The sequence below is a fragment of the Akkermansia sp. 54_46 genome (genome assembly GCF_001917295.1).
Lineage (GTDB): Bacteria > Verrucomicrobiota > Verrucomicrobiia > Verrucomicrobiales > Akkermansiaceae > Akkermansia > Akkermansia muciniphila.
In genome coordinates this window covers 1-20,631 of sequence record NZ_MNUD01000001.1, presented here as the reverse complement: position 1 = coordinate 20,631, position 20,631 = coordinate 1, and the positions used below count along the sequence as shown (strand labels likewise).

Sequence of the window (20,631 nt, the reverse complement as noted above, 5' to 3'; positions counted from 1 at the left end):
GCCAGCGGCAAGTCAAGGGTTCTGAGGAAATGAGGCGTTTTTTCCTTTTTCTTTTTCGCCGTCCTCCGTTTCTGAAATTCTCCGCTGTGAACGGGCTGCACTGGGGGAACGGCGTTGCTGTCCTTACCGCTCTTTCAGAGAAATTCCCGTTTCCGTTCCAATTTTTCATGGGTCCGTTGGGGGGCTCGGCCTTGTCAAAGGAAGGCTTTTTTTCTATGTTACCGGGACGTTCCCTTTTCAAGTTTATGTCCAAAAAGAAGGAGGCAAAGACAAATGCCATGCGCCTGCTGGATGCGCTGCATATCCCGTACAGGCATTATTCCTATGAATGCCGCGAGTTTGTGGATGCGCGGCATACGGCGGAAGCACTGAACCTGGAGGAGGAGAAAATGTACAAGACGCTGGTAACGGAGGGAGCTCCTCGGCAGTATTACGTGTTCGTGATACCCATAGGCGCGGAGCTTTCCTTGAAAAAGGCTGCCCGCACCGTGGGAGAAAAGGCTCTTTCCATGCTTCCGGTGAAGGATATTACCGCCGTGACGGGGTATGTGCGCGGCGGCTGCACGGCTTTGGGGATGAAAAGGAAATACCCTGCTGTAATTGATGCCAGCGCGGAGGCCCTGCCGGAAATGGTGGTGAGCGGCGGACGCCTGGGGAGCCAGATTGAGTTGAATCCTGTGGATTTATGCCGCGCGGCAGAGGGTATTTTTGCGGATGTGGCGGATATTCCCGTTTCATGATGAACATCCCGGTTCCGGAAATGCGTAGAGAAGAGGGCAAAAAGCTTTTCCCGGAGGTCTTTTCCCTGTATTTTTTGTTGCGTTTCATCTTCCGTCGCCATGAGTAGCCGTTCTACATTCCGTCCCTGTCTGGTTCCGCTCCATGCTATTTCGGAAGATTCTGGCACGCCGGCGTCTCTTTTCAGGGGCAGAGGCTTTCGAATGTTGTACATTCAGGCGAGTTCTCCCTGTTCTTCCGTGCGGAATGGTTTTCTGCCGGACGAACATGCCGTTTTTTGGATGAATGAACGGATGGAGGACGCCGGCTTATGAGAAGAAAAGACAGGGAAGTAACCCGGCATGGGGATTTGCTGGGAATGATCGCCCGGTTTAAGGTGTGCCGCCTGGGGCTGTGGGACGGCAGGGAGGTGTATGTAGTTCCTCTCAACTTCGGTTATGAAGAAAAAAATGGTTCCCTGAGCCTGTTTTTCCACTGCGCCAGGGAAGGAAGAAAGCTGGATATCCTGCAAAACCGTCCGGAGGTTTCTTTTGAAATGGATGGGGATCATGTGTTGCTGGAGGGGGATATGCCGTGCCGGTACAGTTACGCCTACGGCTGCGTCATGGGGCGTGGCGTCGTCGAATTTCTCCGGGAGGATGAGGAAAAGATGCATGCCTTGCGCCGCATCATGCTGCACCAGACGGGCAGGGATGCGGATTTTACCCCCGGCATGGTCCGTTCCGTATGTGTTCTGCGTCTTAAGGTGGAGGCCATCAGCGCCAAACTTCATGCGTGCCCGGAACCTCCTCCCTCCCGTTGATGGATCTTTTTATGACCGGAGAAATGGCGCCCCTGTTTGTCCGTTGGAGCCTGCCGCACTGGGCTGCCCTGGGCATCGTGGCCCTGGCCGCAGGGGGGCTCCTGTGGGGATGCCGGCGGCTCCGGATGGAGAGCCGTTTGCTTGTGGGAAAGATTCTGGGAGGGGTTTTCCTGTTGACGTTTCTGATGGAAACATTCGGCCGCATCGTCAGAGAACATTGGGAACCCTGGCAGGACAGGCTTCCGCTGCATTTTTGCAGTCTGATGACGCTGGTCTGTTTTATTGCCCTGTGGTTCCGCACGCCCTGGGCATGCGCCGTGGCGTATTTCGGCGTGCTGACGGCGAGCGTCCAGGGACTGATTACACCCATGCTTCACGACGGTTTTCCCTCCGCCGCCTTTTTCGCCTTTTTCGTTGGGCACGGGCTTTTATTGATTTCCGCCCTTTACCTTCCCGCCGTCCTGCAATGGCGCGCGCGGCCGTGGGACGACATGCGGGCTCTGGGTTTGTGCGACGCCTACCTGGTTTTGATTATTCCGGTGAATATCTGGCTGGATACGAATTACGGTTTTACCCGGTATGCCCCGGCTGGAACTGTTCTGGAATATTTCGGTTCCGCTCCGTGGTATTTGCTGACGCTTCAGATTCCGGCCCTGGTTCTTTTGCGGCTGTTGTACCTGACTGTCCGCGTCAGGAAGAAATAAAAGGGTCTCTTCTGCGGGAATGATGATTACTGCGGAAATGGGGGAAGAGGCCTGATCCGTTATTTCAGCGTTTTCAGGTCTTCCTTCGTAAACAGGTGGATATCTTTTTCCCGCGCATGGCGTATTTTTTCCGCCCATTCCGCATCCGCCAGCAGGGCGCGGCCTACGGCAATCAGGTCAAATTCCCCTGCTTTCAGCCGTTCCACCAGAGGTTCCACACTGGCGGCCTCCGCTTCCGGCCCCCCGTCAAAGGCATTCGTAAAATCTCCCTTAAGCCCCACGGAGCCGACGGAGATCGTGGGCTTTCCGGTAAGCTTCCTGGTCCAGCCGGCCAGATTGAGGCGGGTACCTTCAAACTCCGGTTCCCAAAACCGGCGCGTGGAACAGTCAAAGATATCCACGCCCGCATCCGTCAGCGGAGCCAGAAAAGCTTCCAGTTCCATGGGGGTATACGCCAGCTTGGCGTTATAATGGACTGTTTTCCATTGGGAGAAGCGGAAGATGATGGGGAACTGGCTGCCCACTGCCTTGCGGACGGCATGGATGATGCGGCTGGCAAAACGGGTCCGGCCTACCAGGTCGCCTCCGTATTCGTCCGTGCGCCTGTTGGTCTCCTTCCAGAAAAACTGGTCAATCAGGTAGCCGTGCGCTCCATGCAGTTCCACACCGTCAAAACCCAGCCGCTTGGCGTCCGCAGCCGCCCTCGCAAAAGCATTGATAACCTCCTCAATTTTAGCGATGCTCATCGGTTCCGCCGTCTGTTCCAGCGTGTTTACGTCAATTCCGGAAGGGCCGATGGGCGGCAACTCCGGATTGGGCAGGTTTTCTCCCTTGAAGGGCCGGGCCATGCCCACATGCCAGAGTTGCGGGGCTATTTTACAATCCGTGGTGTGGACGGCTTCCAGCACCTTTTTCCATCCCCGCAGGGAAGCGCCCCCGAAGAAATTGGGATAGTTGGAGGAAGGCGAGGCGCTGGGCTCGTCAATGAAAGTGCCCTCCGTGATGATGAGCCCTACTTCATGTCTGGCCCGCCTTTTGTAATAAGCGGCTACCTGGTCCGTGGGAACCCCGTTGGGAGAAAATCCCCGGGTCATGGCCGGAAGGACGATGCGGGTGGGAGTGCTGAGCTTGCGTGAGTGGAAGGGCTGGAACAGGATTTCCATGTCCCTGATCTTGAGTTCGTCCTGTGCATTCATAAAGGTGAAAAACGTTATCTCTGAAGCGGCCGGGCATGGGAACCGGAACCGCACGGGAGTGAGACACCTTCCAGTCTTGTCCCGTTCATCCCTGATGCCGGGGGCTGGGGTGGAATCATTGGATGCGCCGTTTTTCCCTGCTGCCTGCCGGAAGGGACAGGAAGTTCCGGAGCAGCGCTTCTCCGTCCGGCGTCAGGATGGATTCCGGATGGAACTGAATGCCGTAAAGGGGGAGGTGCCTGTGGCGGATGGCCTGCACGTTTTTCCCGGAATCCCTCGCCGTGACAATCAGCTCCGCCGGCCAGGGAAAAGCGGCAAGGCGCCAGGAATGGTAAAGCGCGGCAGGAAATTGCTCCGGCAATCCTTCCAGGAGGGGACACTGCTCCGTCCTGCATATGACTTCCCGCGCTCCGTGAAGGGGGCGGGAAAGGTGTTCCAGACGGGCTCCGAAGCGCACGCCCAGGATCTGATGCCCCAGGCATACGCCCAGCACCGGGGTAAAGCGGGGCAGGCGGTCCAGAAGACGGAAGGTGGCCCGGTGGCAGGCATCCTCCACCGTTCCCGGACCGGGAGACAGGATAAGCTTTTCCCCCGCCTGAACCGCCTGTTCCAGTTCCGGGGATTCATTGGAAACCACGCGCGGAACGGCCATTCCCGTCATTCTGACGAGTTCCGCAAGATTCCAGGTGAAGGAATCCCGGTGGTCGATGATCCAGACGTTCGGTTGACTCATGGCGCGCACATGATAGAGTAATTCCCGACAATGTACACACGGGAACAGACCATCAGCCGCATGAATGCCCTGGGCCGTGCGGAGTGTCCGTTCTTTTTTGTCATCTCCCATGATATGGGCCATAACCTGCTGTTTGAACCTTCGGAAACGGAGGGGGAGCGCATGGCTGCTTTTTCCCTGCCGCTGGGCACGATGGGAAATCAGGACGGCGGCCCTCCGCTTCCGGAACGGCTGCGGTTCATTCCATCCCCCCATCCCGTGTCCCGGTATGCGGCATCCTTCGCCTCCGTCCGGAACCATCTGATGAGGGGGGATTCCTACCTGCTGAATTTATGCGTGTCCACCCCCGTGGAAACCAACCTGACGCTGCGCCATCTGTTCCGGTTTGCCCGCGCGCCTTACCGGATGCTGCTGGGGCCGGACGCGCGGATTTCCGGAGTGCACGGCCGCGGCTGCGTCTGCTTTTCTCCGGAACCGTTTGTCACGGTGCGCGGCCGCTCCATTTCCACGTTTCCCATGAAGGGAACGGTTCCGTCCGCTACGCAGGAAGCGCGCCGCTGGCTGGAAACGGATGAAAAGGAGAATAGGGAATCCGCCACCATTGTGGATCTGATGCGCAATGATCTTTCCATGGTGGCAACCGGCGTGAGGGTGAAGCGTTACCGCTATATCAGCCCTGTAGAAACGTCCAAAGGGCCTATTCTTCAATGCAGTTCCGAGATTTCCGGGCTGTTGCCGGAAAACTGGCGTTCCCGCCTGGGGGAAATCCTTCTGAAGCTGCTTCCTGCCGGGAGCGTGACCGGAGCGCCCAAGGAAGCCACCTGCCGGGCCATCGCGGAAGCGGAGGATATGGAGAGGGGGTTTTATACCGGAATTTTCGGCTTTTTCAACGGGCGGGATTTGGATTCCGCCGTCTCCATCCGCTTCATGGAGGAGGATGAACGGGGAATGGTATACAAGAGCGGTGGAGGAATTACCGTCATGAGCCGGATGGAAGAGGAATACCAGGAAGCTGTTGCCAAAGTTTATGTGCCGTTTGATTTTTGAAACCGTTAAATGGGAGAATGGCGCTCCCTGTCTGCTTCCCTGGCACCAGCGGAGGATGGAGGCCGCCATCGGCGTTCATGGTTCGGACGGAGCTTCCGTCCCCGATCTGGCTTCCGTTCTTTCGGACTGTCCCGGCCCGGAGGGCCGTGGTGTTTACAAATGCCATATCACGTATGATACGCGGGGAAGGGTGCGCCGCACCTCCTTTGAGCCCTACCGTCCCCGGCAGGTGAAGACGCTGACGTGTGTGGAAATGCCCGGGCTGGATTACTCATGCAAGTGGGAGGATCGGACAGGGCTTCTGGCGGCAGGGGCGGCGTTGGGCTGTGACGAAGAAGCGCTGATTCTCCGGAACGGGATGGTGACGGATACGCGGTACAGCAACGTGGTGTTCGGGGACGGGTCTTTCTGGGTTACTCCGGAAACTTTCCTGCTCCCGGGAACCAAGCGCGCCTTCCTGCTGTCCCGCGGAGACATTCAGGAATGTTCCGTAAGAGCGGAAGATATAGGCAAATTCCGCTTCTGTTCCCTGATTAATTCCATGCTGGATCCCGGCGATGTGGTGGTGCGGACGGAGGATATTATCCTGTGTTGAGGGTGGAAAACGGATAGATTGTTTTATCCGGAACCCTCTGAATTTTGGTATTGAGGGCATAAAAAAGCGGCCGTTCCATGGATATGGAATGACCGCCTGACGCCTTCTTAAATGGCGCCGCAGTAGTGGGCGCAGCACCACATGGCGCGGGGATGGTGGAAGAAGGATTTCCAGAGGCTCCCCTTGAGGGTGTTAGCCCTGGAACCGTCCTTGTTCAGATAGCCGAACCAGTCGCCATGCTGAACGTCCTGGAAGTGGGAGAAAGCCCAGTTGCGCACCATGTCGTGACGGATGGCATAGCGTTCTTCCCCTGTGAGCTTGTAGGCGAGCGTCATGGCGATGAGCGCTTCATCATGCGGCCACCAGAACTTCATGTTGTGCCAGTATTCCTGAACGGGTTTGTTGTACACGTCCGTGTAGTACAGCATGCCGCCGTTTTCCTTGTCCCAGCCGCGGGCGAATGCCCAGTCGATCATGTCGCAGCCCACCTTGATGAGTTCGGGGTCATTGCCGCGATGGCGGGCTTCTTCCAGCACGAACCACCCACCCTCCGTAGTGTGGCCGGGGTTCAGGGTGCGTTCGTCGAAGTGGTCGATGATGGAACCGTCCGTTCCCACCACTTCCATGACTGCCTGGATGTCAGGTTTCATGAACAGGGTGCGGAGGTCGTTGATGCAGCGGTCTGTCCAGCCGGTATAGAAGCCGTCGTCATCTTCCAGGTACTTGCGCATTTCCTGAGCTGTGTTCAGGGTAATCATGCGGGTGCCCAGACCGGTCGTAGGGCGTTCCCCGGTGAATTTGGGAACCATTTTGCCGGGAGTGAAGCAGTTGTCCGTGAAGATGTCGAACCAGTGGCGGGCTTCACGGGCGGAATCCCGGCTGCCGGTCGCCCTGGCGTGCGCTGCAAAGGCGATGGCGGCGAAAGATTCGCTGTAGGCGTAGCGGCGTTTGCGGATGGGGGTGCCGTCGGCAGCCACATGAAAGAACATGCGGCCGTCCGCCGGGTCAACGCACTTGGTTTTCAGGAATTCCAAGGCGCTTTCCGCCCATTTGAGCCAGTCCGTATTCTTTTCGATGCTGTTGTACATTGTCAGCAGCATCCATGCCATGCGGCCCTGGGCCCAGACGGATTTGTCGGAGTCCACCAGCGTGCCGTCTGCGTCAAAGCAGTGGTAAAGACCACCGTTTTTTTCGTCGTAGGCGCGGGGGAACCAGAACGGCAGAACGTCTTCCAGAAGCTGGCGGCGGTAGAACTTGCCCAAAGAGGGCATATCAAGAGTTGCAGCCATGTCAGTCAGGTTCCGGGGTTCAGTTTAAAGCCCACTGGAAGAAGCCGATGCCTTCCAGTTCGGAACGGAGTTCCTTCAGCTGATCTGCGGTCGGGTTGCCCTGCGGAAGTCGGGCGGGGCCAAGATCGACGCCCAGCCAGCCCATCAGAGCCTTGGCGCAGCCCATATAGCCCTTGGAGGCCAGGATATTGATCATCTGAACGGATTTCCACTGGCAGTCGCGCGCCGTTTCCACATCGCCTTCCGCAAAGGCTTTCATGAGTTTCTGGTACAGGGCCGGAGCAAAGTTGAAGGAGCTCCCCACAGCGCCCTTGGCCCCCACGGAAAGGGCGCCCGTAAACCATTCGTCCACACCCCAGGGAATATCCACGGTCTCGTCGTAATTCAGCGTGGTCTGGTACAGGGCCAGATCCGGATTGGTGAATTTGATGCCTGCGAAATTTGGAATCTGTTCCTTGGCCAGCCTGATGAAATCCACCGGATTGAAGCGTACGCCCGTCAGCACGGGGATATCGTAGTAATAATAGGGCAGGTCGGGAGCGCCGGAGGCGGCGAAGGCGCAGCATTCCACCAGGCGCTGAACAGTGCCGGGCTTGTAGTAGGACGGGGCCAGGGAACTGGTGGCCACGAATCCGCATTCCTGGGCAAAAGAGGCCAGTTCCCGGGCGTCCCAGACGCTGTTGGAACCGGTATGGGCGATAACTTCCACGCCATGCTTGGCGGAGGCTTCCTTCCAGGCAGAATAGATTTCCTTGCGTTCTTCAAGCTGCATGGAGGAGGATTCCCCGGTGCTGCCGGTAATGAAAGCAAGCTTGATGCCCTGGGAGGCAAGCAACTTGGCCTGGGCGTCAACGCTGGAAGGGTTCAGGGAACCGTCCGCCTTGAACGGAGTGTGTACGGCGGCCACCAGGCCGTGGAGTTTCAATGACGTGTCCATATTATGTAGTGATATGAAAATAATTCGGGGTGATGATTGCAAATCATCTTGGGAAAGACAATCCCTGAATCTTTCTGAATAAAAAAAGACCACATAAAAAAATGCGCGTTTCTGCGGCGGGGATGAGCGCTGATGCAGAGAATGATTCAAAACGCTGACGGACAGTCTATTGGTTCATGACGTGATGCATGGTTTCTGCCGGTGATTTGGCATGTTCCGGCAAGCAATTCTCTTCATAGCACCAGATTTCCGCACCATCCGGCTTCCGGGGAGAACTCATCGGCATTTTGTGATGCCGTGAAGATAGAACATTGCACGGCACAGGAAGCCGTTTTTTTAGAAGTGCGGCGCTCTTGATGGGGACGGCAGGATGGTTCCGCCGCAGAACGCCTTTCCTTAATTCCTTAATCCTTCCCATGCAGGGAGGGCACGGGAGCCCTGGCCGGGAGGGTGTACAGTTTTTCAATGTCGTCCAAGTAGCGGGAAACAGGGGTATTGGCCGGCTGTTCCTGTTCCCGGAGGATTTTCACGGCTGCCGCGTAGGAAGCGAATGTCTTGCCGGTTCCGGACCGCGTGTTGATTTCATACCAGTCCATATAGTCCCGGACGCGGCGGGCGGTTTTCATGGAAAGGTTTCTTATTTCCCGAAGCTGGCTGATTTTGGGGACGGCTTCCCGGCTGTTGACTTTCCCTGTTTGCATCAGGGCCACCAGCTTGGCATATTCTACAATGACGGGCCGGTATGAAGGAAAGGAACGCCTGCTGAGGTTGAGCAGGCTGCCAGCCACGTTGGAAAGCTGCCTGTTCAGATCCGGCAGGGAACGGGCCTGTTCCAGGTCATCCAGGGGAAATGTGACGGTGGTGCGGGTATCCGGATCATACTTGACCAGGGTAAGGGCTTCCTGGAGATGACGTTCCGTTTCCGTAATCGTGAGAGTTTCCGTCAGGGGAGGCGTCGCCATGCGGGAAAGCTGAAGCGTCCACCATTTATGGAGGGAAGTGGGGGTCAGGCTGAGCTGCGGAAAATGGCGTTTGATGAGGTTTCTGGGATCGTCATTGCCCAGAATAGCCTGGTCCAGAAGCTGTTTCATTCCTTCCGGACCGTTTTCCTGGTTCAGCAGGCAAAGCACCAGGGCTCCACAGGAAGTTTGATAGGCCGCGTAAGAGGTCGCATCCAGTTCCTTTTCCGGTTCCCGGCAATTCAGGATTTCTTCCGGAGTCATAATTCCGGACTGCTGGAACAGGGTGGAATACATGGCACGGTCAGCTTCATTATTGTGCCACAGAACAGCCTGTTCCAACCCGGCAATCAGCCAGGGGGGCAGCGTGACGTTGTCCGGCAGGCCTTCCGGGTCCACTGTGCGCAGCATCATTTCATAAAGCAGGGTGGAGACGATGGCGCGGCGCAGGCTGTCCTGGTTGATGCCGTGGCCCAGATGAATGAAAATGCTATAGGAGAGGGTATTGCCTACAATGACGGTTTGCATGCGGACGGGGTTGGCCGGAACGGGGCTTCCCGGCTCTCCTACCAGGCGGATGTTGATGCCGTTTTTCCATTCGTCAGGCTGCTTGAGGACTTTTAGCAGCGCGGTGCGTATGGCATCCGCCCGGGTGGCGATGGCCCCGGCCAGCAGGGAGTCCATCCCGGTGACGTGGAATTGCTTGGAGGTGGAAACGCTGGTGAACGGCTGCCTTTTGGCGGGCTGTTCCTCCGCTCCGGCGGCGGTCCTTGCCGAAGGTGAAGGGGGAACGACGGGGTTTACATTGGAACTGCCCTGCAATACTGGACGGTCCGAGGCGTCATCAATAAAATCCGCATCCTGGACGGATGCTGATTCTTCTTCCGTCTGCCGCACTTCCGCGGAAGAATCATTGCCAGGCTCCTTTCGTTCCTGTCCCCGGCCGGCAGGGAGCAGAAGAAGAGCCGTCAACAGAAAGACGCATGTTCCCCTGAATTTCATCAACGGAAAAAGTTAGTCGAATTGTTCCGCCAGACAGCTGAAATCCTCTTCCGCGCGACCTTCCCGGCACAGCCTCCCCATGATGGAGGAAACCAGGGCGGCAACAGGCGGGTGGATTCCTTTTTCTGCGGCAAGTTCCTGAGCGTAAATACTGTCTTTCCTCATGTTGTCCAGGGAGAAATGGGTGGAAAAGTCACGCTTTGCCATCAGGGGCAGCTTAAATGCAGCCAGAGGGGAGGCGATGACGTTCCGGGAAATGGCCTGGCCCAGCATTTCCGGGGAAATGCCGTACGCCTGGGAGATGGCCAGGGCTTCGCTCAAACTCTGCACCATGGTGGCGGAGACCATGTTGGTAACCAGTTTGACGACGGTGCCGGCTCCGATGCCGCCCAGGTGCAGGATGTCCCGGGAACTGTGCTCCAGCACGGGGCGTATGCGGTCCAGTGTGGTGGAATCCGTGCCAACGTAGTAAACCAGTTCCCCTTTTTCCGCGGGCAAACGGGAGCCGGTGAACGGGCAATCCACATACGTGCAGCCGATGGCGGAACTCATCAGGGAGAGTTTGCCGACGGTCGCCAGGTCAATGGTTGAATGGTTCAGAATGATATGCTCCGGTGTCAGAGCCCCTCTCATTTGTTCAAACACTTCCAGACAGGCATTCCTGTCTTTCAGGTAGAGCTGGATAACTTTGGAAGCGCGTGCCGCATCCGCCGGGGTAGGAACCGCTTCCGGAAAATCTTCCCGCGGAGTTCTGTTCCAGACGGTGACCTTGTCGCCCATTCCGGCCATATGGCGTGCAATCCGTGAGCCAATGAGGCCCAGTCCTAAAATGGAAACGTGATACATGGCTTTATTTAGTGGGAAAGGGAAGAATTCCATCAGGAACCGATTCGGAAACGGCTTTTCCTGCGCGGAGGTTCCTGCTTTTCCGGCTTGGGCGTTTCCGTTGCGGCAGTTGCGGCTTCTGCCGGAGGTTGTGCGGATGCCGCCGCAGGGGCAGTTTCCCTCATTTGGGCTGCCAGAGAGATGGGGTCGGTTTCCGGACGGTGGCTGACGACGACCTGTTTGGGACCGGCGGACGGCTTTTCCTGCGCATTCGGATCCTCCGCCACATGAGCAGGCACTTCATTGGCGTCGTGGGGAATGGCAGACGGATCGCTTATTGCCGCGGCCAGCTGGGGGCCGTCCTCTTTTGCGGCGGAGGCGGGATTCTGGTCCGCAGCCTGTTTTTTGCGGGGAAGGGTGGTGGTTCCGGTAATGGCAAGCTCCAGGTCGGAATCCGGCAAGCCTCCGCAGCGGATGGCTGCATCATAGCTTTTGCGTGCCTGCGCCGTGCGGCCCAGCCGGGAATAGGTCCAGGCCAGGTTGAAGTGCGCGTCCGGTGATTCCGGCTGGATTTTCAGGGCGTTTTCAAAGTGGGCCACCGCTTTTTCATAGTTCCCGGCGCTGGTTTCCAGGTTGCCCAGGTAAAGCAGGGCGGGAGCGTTGGCCGGATCCAGCCTGACCGTTTCCGTCAGGGAGGCGATGGCGTGGTGGTCTTCCCCGGCGCGGTATTGGGCCACCCCCATCATGAACCATGCGGGGGAGGAGGAGGCGTCCAGTTCCGTGGCTTTTTTCAGAAATTTGATGGCTTCCTCCGCCTTGTTGCGCTGAAGCAGAATGGTCCCCAGATTGACCAGGGCCGGAACGTGAGCCGGCTGGAAGTCCAGCAAAGTCCGGTACAGCTGTTCTGCGGCGGCATAGCGTTTTTTGGCGAAGGCTTCTGCGGCGCCTTGCCCCAGGGCTTCCGCCTCCAGCTTCCGGCGTACCGTGGCTTCCATGCTCCGGTTCAGCGCTTTTTCCTGGTCCGGAGTAATGGTTCCGGCGGAGATGGCGGCCAGGCGGGCCTGTTCGGCGGAACGGCTTTTCAGTTCTTCCATCTGCCGGGTGAGTTCCTCCACCTGAATGTTTTTCTGTTCCAGGGCCTTCTGGGCCCGCGCCAGGGCTTCCGCCTGTTTCTTGTCGTTTCTGGCGGATTTGTCCGCTTTGGTCTTCATCTGACTGCGCGCCAGTTCCAAATCCCGAGCAAGCTGGGCGGCCTTGCCGCGTTCCGCAGAGAGGGCCTGTGCCAGCTTGTTGATTTTTTCCTTCTGCTGATCCGTCAGGGGAACATTGATATTGTTATCCCTGGCAATGGCGTTGACAATTTGTTTTTCCGCAGGAGTGAGCTTGATGGCTTCTTCATTGTCCATCAGGGAGGCTATTTCCGCCGTGTCCGGATTTTCCTGATGCAGCCGCTTATAAGTGCTGATGAGCAGGGAGCGGCTCTGGTCCTGCACGGAAAGTATGCGGAGCTGCTTGGCGATGGTGGAGCGCAGCAGCTGGTTTTCTTCCAGAAGAAGCGGGCTTTTTTCCGGATTGGCCTCCAGCTTGGACAGTTCCACATCCGCATTGATGAGCTTGGTATTCAACTCTGTGATGCGTTTGCGGTAGCCGATGTTTTCATCCCGGATGGCAATCAGTTTCTGTTTCAGGTCTGCGGATTCCTCACGCGCCTCTTCCAACGCTTTCAGGTTGGCTTTCCGCTGTTCTTCGGAATCGGATTTGGCTGTTTCCAGAGCGGCGATTTTGTCCTGGGCATCCTTGAGCTGGGCCGCCAGCGTCAGGTTGCGGTCCAACAGGTTTTTTGTTTTGTCCGGGCTGTTGAGCTCCACCAGGGCCGCCAATTGGTCCCGGTCTTTCTGAAGGGCGTTTTTCTCATCCGTCACTTTGTCCAGCTTGTCCTGGTACTCCTTGAGCTGCAGCTGAAGATCGGCGATCTGCGCCAGATAACGGGCTTTGTCCTGGCTGAGGGAGGTGACATTTTGTTCCAGTTCCTCCACTCTCCTGGTGAGAGTCTGAATAAGCTTGTTGCTGGTCTTTCTTTCATCCTCCATCTGCTTTTTGACCTTGAGCAATTCATCTCGGTAAACGGATTCTCCGGCGGATGCCACGGCCAGTTTTGCCAGAATCTCCTCCTGCTCCCGGCGGGTGCGCTTGAGAGCCTGGATCAGAGCATTGTTCTCCATGGTGGTTTTATCCAGCAGTCTGCGGATGCGTTCGTAATTGCTCTCCACCACTTCCGGAGCCGCCCCGGGAGAAACGGAAGGGGACGGGATGGTATTGATCAGGGATTCTCCGGGACGGGTAGGGAATTCCACGCCCTTGTAGCCGGGAGGGAGGGCTATGTTGGGTTTTGGCCTGGGGCGCTTCGGCACGGAGGCCGGGCGTTCCAGCTCCAGGCCGGATGAAGAAGAGGCGGCGGCCTGCTGCTGGGCCAGCTTCTGCCACTGGTCCAGATTTTCCCTGTTGAGCTGGCGGCGCGTTTGCAGCAGGTTGGGGCGCCATTGGGGATAAGACTTAGCCAGGCGTCCGAACTTGTCTTCCGCCTGCTGTGTCAGGCGGATGGCTCCTATATAATCCCGTTTTTCCACCAGTCCTGCGGCTTGGGTCACCAGCCTCAACGCCTCCAGGTACATGTCCGTTGGATCCTGCTTTGTCCCGGCGGTGGCGGGCATGGGGCCGGGCATATACGACCCCTGGGCCAGAAGGGGCATGGAGCCGCAGGTCAGGGACAAAGCAAGGGTAATGCCAAGGGGGAGAGGAGTCATCATGGGGAGAAGCTTTGTTTACATACGGCACACCGTCCTGAATCGCAAGAATAAACCGTGTCTTGTGCTTGTGTTCGCGGGGGCGGGTGGTAGACTCTTGCCAATCCTTGATTTTTCCCATGAACATCTCCGTTTTAGACCGTTTTTTGAAGTATGTCTCCGTGGGCTCTCAGTCGGACGCGGATTCCGCCACCGTGCCATCCACCCCCGGCCAGACGGAGCTGGCCCGGCTGTTGGCCGGGGAATTGAAGGACATGGGAGCGCAGGCGGAACTGGATGATGATTCCGGAATTGTTTACGCCTCCATCCCTTCCAACGTGGAGGGGAATGTTCCCGTCATCGGCTGGGTGGCCCATGTGGATACGGCTCCGGGAGTCTCCGGCAGCGGAGTGAAGCCCCGCATCGTGCGCTCGTACGACGGCGGAGACATCCTGCTCAATCCGGAACAGGGAATGGTGCTTTCCCCCGCCGTTTTTCCCGAACTGACGGATTATTTGGGCCAGGACCTGGTCGTGACGGATGGAACTACCCTGCTTGGCGCGGACGACAAGGCCGGTGTGGCGGAAATCATGGATATGGCAGCCTCCTTCCTGCTGAACCCCGAACGGCCTCACGGCGAGATACGGATCGCCTTCACGCCGGATGAGGAAATAGGACGCGGAACGGATGCCTTTGACGTGGCGCGATTTGGTGCGGATTTCGCCTATACCGTGGACGGAGGCGCCCTGGGGGAAATTGAATACGAAAATTTCAATGCGGCTTCCGCAGTGGTGACGGTGCAGGGCTCTTCCATTCATCCCGGAAGCGCCAAGGGCAGGATGTTGAATGCCTGCCTGGTTCTCATGGAATTCCAGGGAATGCTGCCCGCGTTCCAGAATCCCGCTTTTACGGAAGGGTACGAGGGCTTTTATCATCTGGATTCACTCCGGGGAGATGTGGAACAGGCGGCTGCGGAGTACCTCATCAGGGATCATGACAGGGCGGCCTTTGAGCGCAAGAAGGAATTCATGCAGGAATGCGTGGCCCTGCTGAACCGTAAATACGGGGAGGGGACGGTAAAGGCAGAGATTACGGATTCCTATTACAACATGAAGGAAAAGATACTTCCGCACATGCACCTGGTGGAACATGCCTGCAGGGCCATGGAAGCCGTGGGAGTGAGGCCGGAAATCGTCCCTGTGCGCGGAGGCACGGACGGAGCCCGCCTCTCCTTCATGGGGCTGCCGTGCCCCAACCTGTGCGCCGGAGGCCACAACTTCCATGGAAAGTATGAATACGTTCCTGTCCGTTCCCTGGAAAAAATTTCCGCCATCCTTCAGGAAATCGTCTCCGGTTATGCCAGGTACGGCCTGGAACCGCCGCCAGGGGAATGAGGAACATGGCGATAAGCGGAGATGTTGCGATTCCGGCATTCGGAAATAAAAATTTTTGCCTGTTCCTGAAACTTTTATTGGGAGGGAGGCGCAATACTGAATCAAGTTCATAAAAGGAATGGCTTTGAATTCCCCGGCGTCCCTAATCCGTGAAGCTGCGGGAAAGTGCTTGCTTTTTTCCCTTCCGTCATGATCATGGCGGCTCACCGTTTTTGATAACCCCCGCATATACACATTTTGATATGAGCGTGATTCCCAATGTCCTGGCTGAAAGGTACGCCTCCGCCGCCATGAAATCCATCTGGTCCGCAGAGGGCCGCATCATTCTGGAACGCGAATTCTGGATTGCCGTGATGAAAGCCCAGAAGGATCTGGGGCTGGATATTCCGGACGGGGTGATTGAGGCCTATGAACGGGTGAAAGACCAGGTAAATCTCCCTTCCATTGACGCGCGTGAACGCGTGACGCGCCACGATGTGAAGGCGCGCATAGAAGAATTCTGTGAACTGGCCGGATGCGAGCATATCCACAAGGGAATGACCTCCCGGGACCTGACGGAAAATGTGGAACAGCTCCAGATATGGAAGTCCATGCAAATCATCCGGGACAAGGCCGTGGCCGTGTTGAACCGCATGAGCGCCCTGGCTGAACAATGGAAGCACGTGACCATTGCCGGACGCACGCACAATGTAGCCGCGCAGACCACGACCATGGGCAAGCGCGTCGCCATGTTCGGGGAAGACATCGTGCACGGCCTGGGTTCCTGGATTTCCCTCATGGACCGTTACAGCGTGCGCGGACTGAAGGGCGCTGTTGGAACCCAGCTTGACCAGCTTTCCCTCTTCGGGCAGGATGCCGGCCGCGTGCTGGAACTGGAAGACCGCGTGTGCGCCCACCTGGGTATCCCTGCCAAGTGGATGAATGTGGGGCAGGTATATCCGCGTTCTCTGGACTTCTCCGTGGTTTCCGGGCTGGTGGAACTCACCTCCGGCTGCTCCTCCTTCGCCAAGACCCTGCGCCTGATGGCCGGCCATGAACTGGCTACGGAGGGGTTCGCCAAGGGACAGACTGGCTCCAGCGCCATGCCGCACAAGATGAACGCCCGCTCCTGCGAGCGCGTCAACGGCTTCCATGTCATCTTGAAGGGTTTCCTGATGATGATTTCCGGGCTGGCCGGGGATCAGTGGAATGAAGGGGACGTTTCCTGCTCCGTGGTGCGCCGTGTCGTCATGCCTGATTCCTTTTACGCTGCGGACGGACTGTTTGAAACTTTCCTGACCGTGTTGAACCAGATGGGCGTGTATGAGGCCGTGGTGGCTGCGGAATTGCGCCGCTACCTGCCTTTCCTGATGACAACCACCATCCTGATGGAGGCCGTCAAGCGCGGCATTGGCCGGGAGACCGCCCATGAGGTGATCAAGGAACATGCCGTGGCCGTCTCCAATGACCTGCGGGCCGGGAAAATCATGGAAAACAATTTGCTGGACCGCCTGGCGGAAGACGGGCGCCTGGGAATAGACCGGGCGGACCTTCAGCGCATTTTTGATTCCAATTCCTCCGCTACGGGCATGGCTGACGCCCAGGTGGAAGCATTCCGCTCCATGGTGAAGGAAGTGACGGACAGGTTTCCGGACGGAGCGGGCTACCAGCCCGGGGATATCCTGTAAAAAGAACCTCGGAAAGAAGCCGGAACTCCCGGTGCACGCGTTTTTTCCAGACGCCGCCCTTTTCGGACGGCGTCTGTATTTTTATGCCGTCCGCATACGTGTTTTTTCAATTTCTTTACGTCAGGAGAGCTTGACGAATCAGAAGGATGCCAGTAAGCTTGAATTCAGTAAACGGGCGCGTACGTTGCATGCGCCTTTGCAAGCAACCCCCTGTTAAACAATTTTCAATATGGAAAACCAGCATCTCAGCCTTTTGGACCGTGTGTACACCGTTCTCAGAAAGAGAGGGGAAGAAACGGAATGGATTACTTCCGCTGATGACCACAACATTAAGACAGGCATCGCATTCGTCCCCTGTGATACGTTCACCCCGGTGAGCCTCCTGTACACCATGATTGAACGTCCGGAGACGCTGGTCATTGACGTGCTTTTTGCCGCCAAGGTTCCTGAAAACCGCCGTGTGGAAGTCAGCATTATCCTCAGCGAACTGAACGCGGACCAGACGGCCGGCGCCTTTCAGCTGGACCCCAACAGCGGGTATGTTTATTACCGCCAGTCCTTCGTTCTGGAAGGCATGGACCTCACGGAAGCCCAGTTTGCCCAGTTGATGAAGAATATTGAAACCGTGGCTGTGGAAACGGCGGAGGCCTATTCCCACATCATGGAGACGGAATATCCCAAATAACGGGACGCGTTTCCCCCGGAGCTGTTGATGAGCGAGGCCCCTCAAAAAAAGGGAACGTCCTGGTCCATAGGCATCGGCCTGGGGATTGTGGCGCTTCTGATAGGCACGGCTATTGTAACGGAGCCGTCCGTCTCTTTTTCCTCCTCCGGAAACAGGGGCTGCGCGCCCGCAGGAACGGAGACACCCCTCCGGCTGCAGACGAACACTCTTTTTATTTCCGCGCCCGGCATCGTGAAGGCCTCCTACCTGACGATGCTTTCTCCCAGCGTTTCCGGAAAGGTGGACAAAGTGCATCCCCTGTTTAATGTGGGGGAAATTGTCCTGAAGGGAACCCCCCTGATGGAATTGGAAAAATTTGAATACCGCGCCCGGCTGGCGAACGCTCAGGCGGAACTGGAACAGGCCCGCCTGGATGTTTCTACGGAGCAGGCGGAAGCCCTGAAAGCCATCAAAAAGACATACAGCTCCGTCTCCAAAAGCGGAAAGGAATCCGAACTGGTGCTCCGGGTGCCGCAGCGCAGAGCCGTAAACGCCAGGCTGAACGCCGCGGAGGCGTATGTGGCGGAAGCAGAACAGGCCCTCCGGGATACGGTGCTGGAAGCTCCCTATACCTGCCAGGTGGTGGAATGCTCTGTGGGAGCCGGTGCCCGCGTGGTCGCCGGGCAGCCGGTGGGGAAAGTAATTCCTCTTCAGGAGCGGATGATACGGATTCCCGTTCCGCTGGAAGAATTTTCCGCATTGCCCAGGGATGAGCAGGGCAAGGTGAATACGGCTCTGACCGCCTCTTGCGTGCTGAATAATGGAAAACGGCTGCAGTGGCTGGGCCGCGTTACGGCGGTGGATGCGGCGCTGGATTCCAAAAGCAATTCCGCCGTGTTGATTGCCTCCCTGGAGCCGAATGCCTCCCATGTTTCCGAGTGGCAAGTGGCTCCCGTCAATATGGCTCTTCAAGTAGCCATCAACGTTCAAGTTCCCGTTTCCGCGTGGATTCCCGCTTCCGCCGTCAGGGACGGCAGCTCCATCCAGGTAAAAACGCCGTCAGGAATGCAGGAACGCAAGGTGCAGGTAGTGGCGTTAAAAGACGGCAGAGCCCTGGTGACCGTTCCGGAATTCCAGTCAGGGGACGCTCTGATTCTTTAATTCATTTTTTCAAAGGGATATCCTTTCCCACCCATTTTTCTGCCGCGGGGGAATCATTCTTTTCAAAAATTTCCCGTTGGAGGGACAACTCGTCCACAAACTGGAAACCGATACGGCCGGAAGGGAAAATACGGCATCGGGAAGGCGCGGGAATTCTGGAATGCGGAACGCGTGGGAGTCTTTTGAAAAAATATTTTTGGGACCTACATACTTGACTAACCAAACTATTTTATAATATTTTCGTCACATCCTCATTATTTGAAGGTGAACAATATAGAAAAAAGGAAGATCGTAAGTTGATCTTCCTTTTTTCTATCAAACCCTCCGTCTTCTCAAAATAATACACATAATTCCTAATAGACTCATGGTAGAAGTCGATGGTTCGGGAACAACGTCATATCCTATTAATTTGAACCATCCCTTTCCCGATTCCCCTTCTTCATAAGTTAATTTATATGATCCGTCAGAGTTGAACATATCAATATCTGAAAGATCATAATTCGTCAAATCGCCCGAAAATAGTTGGAATTCATCACCGGAAGAGATCATACTCAAAATTTTCGTCTCATCAAGATCAAGCCTTATTTGACTACTCTTATCCATGAAAACAGAACCAGCGGATATATAGTAGAACTTATCTCCATTTCCGCAATTAAATGTTAAAAATGAATTCTCATTTAGTGATAGAGAAAACAAAGTAGAATTTTTAGTTATGTTCCAACTTGATTTTGTTAAATTTATGTTAATTGAACCATCATTTTCTTGAGAAGTATAACCATCGAAAGAAGTACCATTCTGAATATTAACAGTTAAGTCAGATGAAGCGGATATTCTCTGATTTTTAGATTTAGACAAATCCACGTTATTAAGACTAACTTCTAGATTTCCTGCACCTGAAATCAGTGTGTTGTTATTAACTGAAGAAATAGATGAATTTGTAAGAGATATAGTACTACTATCTCCAACCAAGACCCCACTGGTACTGGATTTTTTATTTTCAATATGTGTGTTATAAAGAGTTACTTTTGAATCTCCGCTTGCGGATATAGAAGCCCTATTATCTCCTGTTGTCGATATTCTAATAATTCCATTACCTTTATTTGATATTGTAGCGTTTCTACTCGCGTGGATCGCCGTATCTGAGGCATTATAAATTTCTACATTATCAAGGAGAAGGTTTGAATTATTCCAGAGGCGAATACCTGTTCCCTCATCTGCGTAATTATAAATTTTCGTATTGTAGATAGTAGATGTTTCGGTCATGTCACTCAGTTCGATCACTGAACTGTAACTACCCCACACGCCTCCCTTTGATACGGTAACTGAGGACCAACCGTAATTCGCTCCTAAATTGAGAAATTTTCCTCCTTTTGAGTAAATCGCCGCATCCCCAAAAGAATTAGATCTACACACTGTAGAAATTACAATATTAGTTCCGGTATAGGAAGATCCTGAAGAAATCAATAAAGCGCATGAAACATTTGAGGAGGTATTATGATGTTTTTCGTTATCTTCTATAATATCTCCATTAATCGTGACATCGGCAGTTTTTGCCGCCAAACAATAGGGAATGGTGTATGAACCAAATAGGCTTAGGGAAATGAATAAGGCCTTTACTGATGATAATGTCTTCATAGTTCTTATCTAGGTTTGTTCCCATTTTAGGAACATTGAAGACCTATTACCGAATATCGAATGACTTGTAAATACTTTTGTACCTAAATTTGGTACAATCTTATTCTCTGTTATTGTTCCAAAATGAGGAACAGAAATAGTAATGAAGAGAAAAATCTTCGTAAAATATTAAAAGAAAAACGTTTAGAGTTGAATATGACTCAACGAGACTTGGGAGAACTCCTGAATACACCTCATACCTTCATCAACAAATATGAAGTAGGAGAACGGTATCTTACATTCACGGAGGTCATCAACATTTGTAAAAATCTACAGATAGATGTGCATAGTCTTCTGGATGATGTGATGGAGAAGTCTTCCAAAGAATAGTATCAAGGAAAGTAGAGTTCAATTTCTTCAACTCACCAATTCACAATACATCATTCTCTTACCAACCATTTTGGTAATCGTATCTCCTATACATTCCATTACTTCAATCTTGGAGGTATTATGCCTATAGG

18 protein-coding genes are annotated in these 20,631 nt (G+C 55.2%); 10 read left to right on the top strand and 8 right to left on the bottom strand.

All coding sequences use genetic code 11. From position 1 onward, the window contains the following. The first annotated feature begins 245 nt into the window (after positions 1 to 245). From ybaK to BHW66_RS00080, 3 genes are all read left to right on the top strand, one after another. Entirely contained in the window at positions 246 to 740 is a 495-nt protein-coding gene (gene ybaK, locus BHW66_RS00090) for a Cys-tRNA(Pro) deacylase (RefSeq protein ID WP_046436375.1), read from the top strand. A 308-nt stretch (positions 741 to 1,048) separates the two neighbouring features. Further along, the gene (locus BHW66_RS00085; protein ID WP_046436288.1) at positions 1,049 to 1,540 is read left to right on the top strand and encodes a pyridoxamine 5'-phosphate oxidase family protein; all 492 of its coding nucleotides are present in this window, start codon (positions 1,049 to 1,051) and stop codon (positions 1,538 to 1,540) included. Continuing rightward, a complete protein-coding gene (locus BHW66_RS00080) occupies positions 1,540 to 2,244 on the top strand; it encodes a TIGR02206 family membrane protein (protein WP_046436286.1) in 705 nt (234 codons plus the stop codon). Before BHW66_RS00085 ends, BHW66_RS00080 begins: the two co-directional genes overlap by 1 nt. Before the next feature lie 59 nt (positions 2,245 to 2,303). On the opposite strand, the gene BHW66_RS00075 is transcribed toward BHW66_RS00080, so the two are convergent. Together BHW66_RS00075 and BHW66_RS00070 are read right to left on the bottom strand one after the other, a co-directional pair. Continuing rightward, positions 2,304 to 3,440 (bottom strand): NADH:flavin oxidoreductase, encoded by a 1,137-nt coding sequence (locus BHW66_RS00075; protein ID WP_042449258.1) that lies wholly within the window; start codon positions 3,438 to 3,440, stop codon positions 2,304 to 2,306. A gap of 115 nt (positions 3,441 to 3,555) precedes the next feature. Next, the gene (locus tag BHW66_RS00070; RefSeq protein ID WP_046436284.1) at positions 3,556 to 4,173 is read right to left on the bottom strand and encodes an aminodeoxychorismate/anthranilate synthase component II; all 618 of its coding nucleotides are present in this window, start codon (positions 4,171 to 4,173) and stop codon (positions 3,556 to 3,558) included. 30 nt (positions 4,174 to 4,203) lie between these two features. Here BHW66_RS00070 and BHW66_RS00065 point away from each other — a divergent pair, with 30 nt between their 5' ends. Together BHW66_RS00065 and BHW66_RS00060 are read left to right on the top strand one after the other, a co-directional pair. Next, positions 4,204 to 5,220, top strand: a complete 1,017-nt coding sequence (locus BHW66_RS00065) for an aminodeoxychorismate synthase component I (RefSeq protein WP_012420976.1) — start codon at positions 4,204 to 4,206, stop codon at positions 5,218 to 5,220. Further along, positions 5,201 to 5,815, top strand: a complete 615-nt coding sequence (locus BHW66_RS00060; RefSeq protein ID WP_012420975.1) for an aminotransferase class IV — start codon at positions 5,201 to 5,203, stop codon at positions 5,813 to 5,815. The genes BHW66_RS00065 and BHW66_RS00060 overlap by 20 nt, the downstream gene beginning before the upstream one ends. Before the next feature lie 107 nt (positions 5,816 to 5,922). On the opposite strand, the gene BHW66_RS00055 is transcribed toward BHW66_RS00060, so the two are convergent. The 5 genes from BHW66_RS00055 to BHW66_RS00035 all read right to left on the bottom strand — a co-directional run bounded on the left by BHW66_RS00055 (position 5,923) and on the right by BHW66_RS00035 (position 13,634). Beyond that, positions 5,923 to 7,104: an AGE family epimerase/isomerase gene (locus BHW66_RS00055; RefSeq protein ID WP_012420974.1), complete on the bottom strand. Its 1,182-nt coding sequence runs from the start codon at positions 7,102 to 7,104 to the stop codon at positions 5,923 to 5,925. 19 nt (positions 7,105 to 7,123) lie between these two features. Continuing rightward, the gene (locus BHW66_RS00050) at positions 7,124 to 8,041 is read right to left on the bottom strand and encodes a dihydrodipicolinate synthase family protein (RefSeq protein ID WP_012420973.1); all 918 of its coding nucleotides are present in this window, start codon (positions 8,039 to 8,041) and stop codon (positions 7,124 to 7,126) included. A gap of 404 nt (positions 8,042 to 8,445) precedes the next feature. Continuing rightward, complete coding sequence (locus tag BHW66_RS00045) at positions 8,446 to 10,002, bottom strand: hypothetical protein (RefSeq protein ID WP_012420972.1); 1,557 nt, start codon at positions 10,000 to 10,002, stop codon at positions 8,446 to 8,448. A 12-nt stretch (positions 10,003 to 10,014) separates the two neighbouring features. After that, a complete protein-coding gene (locus BHW66_RS00040) occupies positions 10,015 to 10,848 on the bottom strand; it encodes an NAD(P)-dependent oxidoreductase (RefSeq protein WP_180975773.1) in 834 nt (277 codons plus the stop codon). Positions 10,849 to 10,880: 32 nt separating this feature from the next. Further along, on the bottom strand, positions 10,881 to 13,634 hold the full coding sequence (locus BHW66_RS00035; RefSeq protein ID WP_102758426.1) for a tetratricopeptide repeat protein: 2,754 nt from the start codon (positions 13,632 to 13,634) through the stop codon (positions 10,881 to 10,883). A gap of 116 nt (positions 13,635 to 13,750) precedes the next feature. On the opposite strand from BHW66_RS00035, the gene pepT reads away from it, so the two are divergent. The 4 genes from pepT (at position 13,751) to BHW66_RS00015 (ending at position 18,496) form a co-directional block, all read left to right on the top strand. Next, positions 13,751 to 15,004 (top strand): peptidase T, encoded by a 1,254-nt coding sequence (gene pepT, locus BHW66_RS00030; protein ID WP_046436373.1) that lies wholly within the window; start codon positions 13,751 to 13,753, stop codon positions 15,002 to 15,004. A 242-nt stretch (positions 15,005 to 15,246) separates the two neighbouring features. Then, positions 15,247 to 16,671 carry an adenylosuccinate lyase gene (gene purB / locus BHW66_RS00025; protein WP_102758425.1) on the top strand — a complete coding sequence of 475 codons (1,425 nt, stop codon included), beginning with the start codon at positions 15,247 to 15,249 and terminating at the stop codon, positions 16,669 to 16,671. A gap of 229 nt (positions 16,672 to 16,900) precedes the next feature. Then, on the top strand, positions 16,901 to 17,356 hold the full coding sequence (locus tag BHW66_RS00020; RefSeq protein ID WP_022197192.1) for a YbjN domain-containing protein: 456 nt from the start codon (positions 16,901 to 16,903) through the stop codon (positions 17,354 to 17,356). A gap of 27 nt (positions 17,357 to 17,383) precedes the next feature. Next, a complete protein-coding gene (locus BHW66_RS00015; protein ID WP_128153544.1) occupies positions 17,384 to 18,496 on the top strand; it encodes an HlyD family efflux transporter periplasmic adaptor subunit in 1,113 nt (370 codons plus the stop codon). Positions 18,497 to 18,811: 315 nt separating this feature from the next. Here the strand turns inward: BHW66_RS00015 and BHW66_RS00010 are convergent, their stop codons facing one another. Further along, positions 18,812 to 20,131: a PEP-CTERM sorting domain-containing protein gene (locus tag BHW66_RS00010; protein ID WP_217730119.1), complete on the bottom strand. Its 1,320-nt coding sequence runs from the start codon at positions 20,129 to 20,131 to the stop codon at positions 18,812 to 18,814. Positions 20,132 to 20,254: 123 nt separating this feature from the next. On the opposite strand from BHW66_RS00010, the gene BHW66_RS00005 reads away from it, so the two are divergent. Beyond that, positions 20,255 to 20,500 (top strand): helix-turn-helix transcriptional regulator, encoded by a 246-nt coding sequence (locus BHW66_RS00005; protein WP_123051955.1) that lies wholly within the window; start codon positions 20,255 to 20,257, stop codon positions 20,498 to 20,500. The last annotated feature ends 131 nt before the right edge of the window (positions 20,501 to 20,631 follow it).

Excerpts from the sequence above, each read along its gene's own strand:
- ybaK (WP_046436375.1), top strand. The coding sequence starts at position 246 with ATGTCCAAAAAGAAGGAGGCAAAGACAAATGCCATGCGCCTGCTGGAT.
- BHW66_RS00085 (WP_046436288.1), top strand. The coding sequence starts at position 1,049 with ATGAGAAGAAAAGACAGGGAAGTAACCCGGCATGGGGATTTGCTGGGA.
- BHW66_RS00080 (WP_046436286.1), top strand. The coding sequence starts at position 1,540 with ATGGATCTTTTTATGACCGGAGAAATGGCGCCCCTGTTTGTCCGTTGG.
- BHW66_RS00075 (WP_042449258.1), bottom strand. The coding sequence starts at position 3,440 with ATGAATGCACAGGACGAACTCAAGATCAGGGACATGGAAATCCTGTTC.
- BHW66_RS00070 (WP_046436284.1), bottom strand. The coding sequence starts at position 4,173 with ATGAGTCAACCGAACGTCTGGATCATCGACCACCGGGATTCCTTCACC.
- BHW66_RS00065 (WP_012420976.1), top strand. The coding sequence starts at position 4,204 with ATGTACACACGGGAACAGACCATCAGCCGCATGAATGCCCTGGGCCGT.
- BHW66_RS00060 (WP_012420975.1), top strand. The coding sequence starts at position 5,201 with ATGTGCCGTTTGATTTTTGAAACCGTTAAATGGGAGAATGGCGCTCCC.
- BHW66_RS00055 (WP_012420974.1), bottom strand. The coding sequence starts at position 7,104 with ATGGCTGCAACTCTTGATATGCCCTCTTTGGGCAAGTTCTACCGCCGC.
- BHW66_RS00050 (WP_012420973.1), bottom strand. The coding sequence starts at position 8,041 with ATGGACACGTCATTGAAACTCCACGGCCTGGTGGCCGCCGTACACACT.
- BHW66_RS00045 (WP_012420972.1), bottom strand. The coding sequence starts at position 10,002 with ATGAAATTCAGGGGAACATGCGTCTTTCTGTTGACGGCTCTTCTTCTG.
- BHW66_RS00040 (WP_180975773.1), bottom strand. The coding sequence starts at position 10,848 with ATGTATCACGTTTCCATTTTAGGACTGGGCCTCATTGGCTCACGGATT.
- BHW66_RS00035 (WP_102758426.1), bottom strand. The coding sequence starts at position 13,634 with ATGATGACTCCTCTCCCCCTTGGCATTACCCTTGCTTTGTCCCTGACC.
- pepT (WP_046436373.1), top strand. The coding sequence starts at position 13,751 with ATGAACATCTCCGTTTTAGACCGTTTTTTGAAGTATGTCTCCGTGGGC.
- purB (WP_102758425.1), top strand. The coding sequence starts at position 15,247 with ATGAGCGTGATTCCCAATGTCCTGGCTGAAAGGTACGCCTCCGCCGCC.
- BHW66_RS00020 (WP_022197192.1), top strand. The coding sequence starts at position 16,901 with ATGGAAAACCAGCATCTCAGCCTTTTGGACCGTGTGTACACCGTTCTC.
- BHW66_RS00015 (WP_128153544.1), top strand. The coding sequence starts at position 17,384 with ATGAGCGAGGCCCCTCAAAAAAAGGGAACGTCCTGGTCCATAGGCATC.
- BHW66_RS00010 (WP_217730119.1), bottom strand. The coding sequence starts at position 20,131 with ATGAAGACATTATCATCAGTAAAGGCCTTATTCATTTCCCTAAGCCTA.
- BHW66_RS00005 (WP_123051955.1), top strand. The coding sequence starts at position 20,255 with ATGAGGAACAGAAATAGTAATGAAGAGAAAAATCTTCGTAAAATATTA.